This is a genomic window from Janthinobacterium sp. JF4, from assembly GCF_059617925.1.
The window spans coordinates 1-4,082 of the sequence record NZ_JCAQAV010000087.1 but is presented as its reverse complement, the minus strand read 5'-3'; the positions used below and the strand labels follow the sequence as shown (position 1 = coordinate 4,082).

Below are 4,082 nucleotides of genomic sequence, written 5' to 3'. Positions count from 1 at the left end.
GCGCAGGGACGAGCGGATGCGTGCCGCCTTTTCGCGGTCGCGCTGATCGAGCGCCGCGCTTACCGCGCGCGCGATGGCCTGCGGATCGGTGCCAGCCTGCACGTTGAAAGTGATTTCGATCTTGTCGCCTTGAATCGTCATGCCGGAGCCGAAGCCGCCTTGTGCCAGAGGCGCGCGCGTGTCGAAGGCGCTGACGGGCAGGGCGGTTGCCGTGCCGATGGCGATGCCGGCGCCCAGTTGCGTCAGGCGCTGCGCCAGGCCCGATACCTTGGCAATCGGCGCGCTCTCGCTGCGGTCCAGGCCCACGGCCAGGCCCTGCATGGTGTAGTCGCCGAGCTGGGCAAACACGCGGCTCGGGCTGTGGATGCCCAGCTTTTCCTTGAACCAGGCAATGGTGCTGGAACCGGCATTGCCGATGGCGTCCTTGACGGCGCCCATCGAGCCGGTAATGCCGTTGACCAGGCCACGCAGGATGTTGGCGCCGAACTCGGTGAACTGGGCTGGCAGCTGGATGCCGAACCAGCTCATGACGCCCGCGAACGCCTGATAGAACACGCCGACGGGTGACCAGTTGATAATCAGGGCCGTGATGTTGCCCATGCCGCCAGCGCAGACGGTGCGCAGGCGCGACCAGATATCGGCGAAGAATGCGGCGATAGGTTGCCAGGATGCGGTAATGCGCTGCAGGATGCTGGCGCCGAAGTCGGTGAACGTGGCCGGCAGCGTGATGCCGAACCAGCCCAGCACGCCCGCGAAGGCGCGATAGAACAGGCCCAGCGGTGACCAATTGGCGATCAAGGCGCTGACGCCGCCAATGCCGCCGGCAAACGCCGTTTTGACGTGCGACCAGATGCCGGTGAAAAACGCCTTGATCGGTTCCCAGTATTTATAGATCAGATAGGCGGCGCCGGCAATGACCGTGATGGCAATGCCAATCGGGTTCATCAGAAGGGCGCGGCCCAGCCACAGCACAGCGCGTCCCGCCCACATGAAGGCGCCGCCCAGGCCACGCAAGATGGGCGTGAGCACGCCGCCCTTTACGCCCATCTTGGCGAACATGACATGCAGCATGGCATACGGGCCGATCATGGCGGCAATGCCCAGCATCAGCGGGCCGAGCACCAGCAGCAGGCCGGCCAGCACGGCAAAAGCGGTAATCATGACCTTGGCCACGGTCGGATTGCGTTCCATGAAGCCATTCAAGCGCTGCACGGCGATGATGGCCAGTTCCAGCCCCTGCGCGTACAGCGGCAGGATTTTTTCGCCCATGGTCAGTTTCAAGTTGGCCAGCTTGGACTGCGCCTCCAGTTCCTTGCCGGCCGCCGAGTCGCGCCCCAGCTTTTCCAGCCGGCCGATATCGGCGGCGCCACGGTTGAGTTTTTCATTTTTGTGGATCTGCACGCGCTGCAAGTACATCTGCGAATACAGGTTCGACGCGGTGCGGTTGGAAAAGATGCTGCCGATGGCGTCGAGCACCTGTTTCTTTTCCGTGATGCCCTTCTTGGCCAGTTGCGGCAACAGCACCTTTTCCAGCCATTCGAACTGGTTTTCTCGGAACAGTTCGGCGCCCAGCAGCGCGCCCGGATCGAGGAACGAGACTTGCCCCGCTTTGTCGTGCTTGACCTTGCTCTTGTCGCCAATCAGGCCGAACTCTTCCAGCTTCCTGGCTGAGCGCTTGGTGGTGCGGCCCTGATACAAGTTCTGGTAAGCGCTCATCAGGGACGTACCGACGCGATTGCCGCTCATTTCCTGCACCAGCGGTTCCATCTGGTAGTAAAAGGCGTCATCTTTCAAGCCTTTGGCGGCAATGCCGCCCGTCTTGATCATGTTCAGCCATTCATTCGGCCCCACGCGCCCGCCCGTGGCGGTGATAACCTGCTGCACGATATTGGCCTGGGCTTCAAACTTTTCCTTGCTCTCCAGGCCGCCGCGCAGTTCGATTACCTTGAGCATGTCCATGAACTTGCGTTCGTTGTCGGCGCCTTCTTCCTCACCAAAGAAGGCGTGATTGGCAAACTTCATCTTTGCCAGGGTAGGGGCGACCATTTCCGCATGGTGCACATCGGCAAAGGCGCTCATGCCGTCGCGCATGAGCTGCAGGTTGTCGAGCTGGCTGGTGCCGTAGGTCTTCATGTTGCGCGCGAAGGCGACGGCTTCAGCTGACACTTTGTCGCCCAGGCCCAGGGCGTTGACCCTGCCCACTTCTGTTTGATAGTGCTTGGCCTCGTTCAATCCCTTGACGACGGGTGCACCGATGACGGCGCCCGTGGCGGTCGCGCCCGCGCCGGCCATTGCCAGGTTGCCCGCCTTGTTGCGCAGCTTGTCGGCGTGCTGGGTGGCATTGGTGACGCGCTGCTGCTTGGCCGCCGCGTTGGCCAGCTTCTGCTGCTGCAGCGTCATGGTTTTGTTGGTGGCCTCGATCTCGCGGCGCAAGGTGCGCTCGTGGTTGGCCAGGTCTTTGGTGCCGATGCCGGCGCCCGCCAGGCGCTCGCGCATGACCTGCAGTTGCTGGGCCTGCTGCTGGCCTGCCGTCGTCAAGGCGCCGGCCGCTTTGACGGCGGCGTTAAATTCGCGCGTCATGGCGCGCGTGGGCGCCTCCGCCTGTTTCATCTTGACGGCCAGGCTGGCGACCTTCTGCTGGGCCGCCTCCAGCTTGGCGCGGGTGGCGTCCAGGCCGCCATGCAGCTCGCGGAATTTGCTGATGTTCTTTTGCTGGGCGTTCAAGTCGCGCAAGCGGTCGCTGGTGGCCTTCAATGCCTTGGCCGTATCGCTGGAGCCGCCCATGATCTTTTTCAGCGGGCCGGTGATTTTGTCCAGCGCTGCAAACACTACCTGTAATTTCAAATCCCGACCAGCCATCTATTCCGCTCCGCTTCGTTGTCTGGCGCGTTCGCGCCAGGCCATCAGTTCATCAATCGTAAAGCCGTCCATCGCTGCCGGCGTCCAGTGAAAGACGCCGGCAATGTCGGCCATGGCGTCTTCTACTTCGCCGGGGATACAGAAAGACGATCGGCTTTGCTCGCCAAAAAACCGGCAACCTCGGCGCCCACGGCCAGCAGGTCGGCCGGGTCCATGTTGGCGATGTCGTGCGCCGTCAAGGTTGGCTCGGTGATGCGTGGCAGCACGATTTGCAGGGCCGACACGTTCAGGTTGGCCAGCTCGATCAGGGAAATGCCGCGCAGGGCGCCCGCCTTGGGTTTACGCACGGTGAGCGAGGTGATGAAGCTGTCGCCGCGTTTGATCGGTTCATCCAGCTCGATGACGGCTTGGTTTTGGGTATCGTTGTGCATGGTGTGTTCCTTGTTGTGGTGTGATTAAAAAGGGGTTACAGGCCGATGGCCTTGCGGATGGCGGCATTCGTGTCACCGCCACCGAAGTTCTCGGTGCCGCTCATGAAGTCCAGTTCGATGACGGTGGCGCCGTCGATCATCAGCTTGTAATAGCTGCAGGCCATCGTGTATTTGTGGGTGGTGTCGTCGCCCATCTTGGCCGCGCCCATATCGATTTCCTTGTAACGGCCGCGCACGACGACTTCGACGGCGGCGACTGTGCCGTCATCGTCTTCCTGGTAGGCGCCGGCAAAGCGCAGTTGCACAGCGCCGTGCGAGTGCGCGCCGTACTGTTTCAGGGCTTCGGCGATCAGGCCGCCGCCGCTCCATTCCAGCGACAGCGCCTCATTGCCGAAGTCCACGGACACGGGGCCGCTCATGCCGCCGGCGCGGTACTCTTCCATCTTGCGGCTCAGTTTCGGCAAGGTCACTTCGGGCACCATGCCCATGAAGGAGACGCCGTTCTGGAACAAGTTAAAATTTTTCAGTTTGCGGGGCAGGCCCATATCGTTCTCCGTTGTTCAGTTGCGCCCGCGCGGGCGCGGGCAGGGTGGTGATTGGACGCTTACGCCGCGATGCGCGAGGCGAAGTCGGCCAGGTAGCGGTCGGTAATGCGCTGCTGGAACTTCAGGTTTTCCAGCGGCGGCACGGGCGTGTAGTCGTAATCGATGGCCAGCTTGCCGTCTTTCAGCGCCGTCTTGTCGTTGTATTGCTCGTCATACCAGGCGTGGCCGTCGATGATGTAGCCCTGCA

The 4,082-nt window shown here is 62.3% G+C and carries 4 protein-coding genes and 1 pseudogene; all 5 read right to left on the bottom strand.

The features are described from left to right. On the bottom strand, nucleotides 1-2,859 hold a 2,859-nt coding region (locus tag AC54AF_RS26905; RefSeq protein ID WP_496639029.1), incomplete at its 3' end, for a phage tail tape measure protein. Then, nucleotides 2,860-2,973 (bottom strand): GpE family phage tail protein, encoded by a 114-nt coding sequence (locus AC54AF_RS26900; protein ID WP_071650284.1) that lies wholly within the window; start codon nucleotides 2,971-2,973, stop codon nucleotides 2,860-2,862. It abuts the gene before it with no gap. An 8-nt stretch (nucleotides 2,974-2,981) separates the two neighbouring features. Continuing rightward, a complete protein-coding gene (locus AC54AF_RS26895; protein ID WP_099400933.1) occupies nucleotides 2,982-3,290 on the bottom strand; it encodes a phage tail assembly protein in 309 nt (102 codons plus the stop codon). A gap of 35 nt (nucleotides 3,291-3,325) precedes the next feature. Continuing rightward, a complete protein-coding gene (locus AC54AF_RS26890) occupies nucleotides 3,326-3,835 on the bottom strand; it encodes a phage major tail tube protein (RefSeq protein ID WP_496639028.1) in 510 nt (169 codons plus the stop codon). Between the two features lie 59 nt (nucleotides 3,836-3,894). Then, nucleotides 3,895-4,082: pseudogene (locus AC54AF_RS26885) on the bottom strand (phage tail protein); the annotation flags it as partial.

What these genes read in the sequence shown, in the direction of transcription:
- AC54AF_RS26895 (WP_099400933.1), bottom strand. Translation starts at nt 3,290, where the DNA reads ATGCACAACGATACCCAAAACCAAGCCGTCATCGAGCTGGATGAACCG.
- AC54AF_RS26890 (WP_496639028.1), bottom strand. Translation starts at nt 3,835, where the DNA reads ATGGGCCTGCCCCGCAAACTGAAAAATTTTAACTTGTTCCAGAACGGC.
- AC54AF_RS26900 (WP_071650284.1), bottom strand. Translation starts at nt 2,973, where the DNA reads ATGGCCGACATTGCCGGCGTCTTTCACTGGACGCCGGCAGCGATGGAC.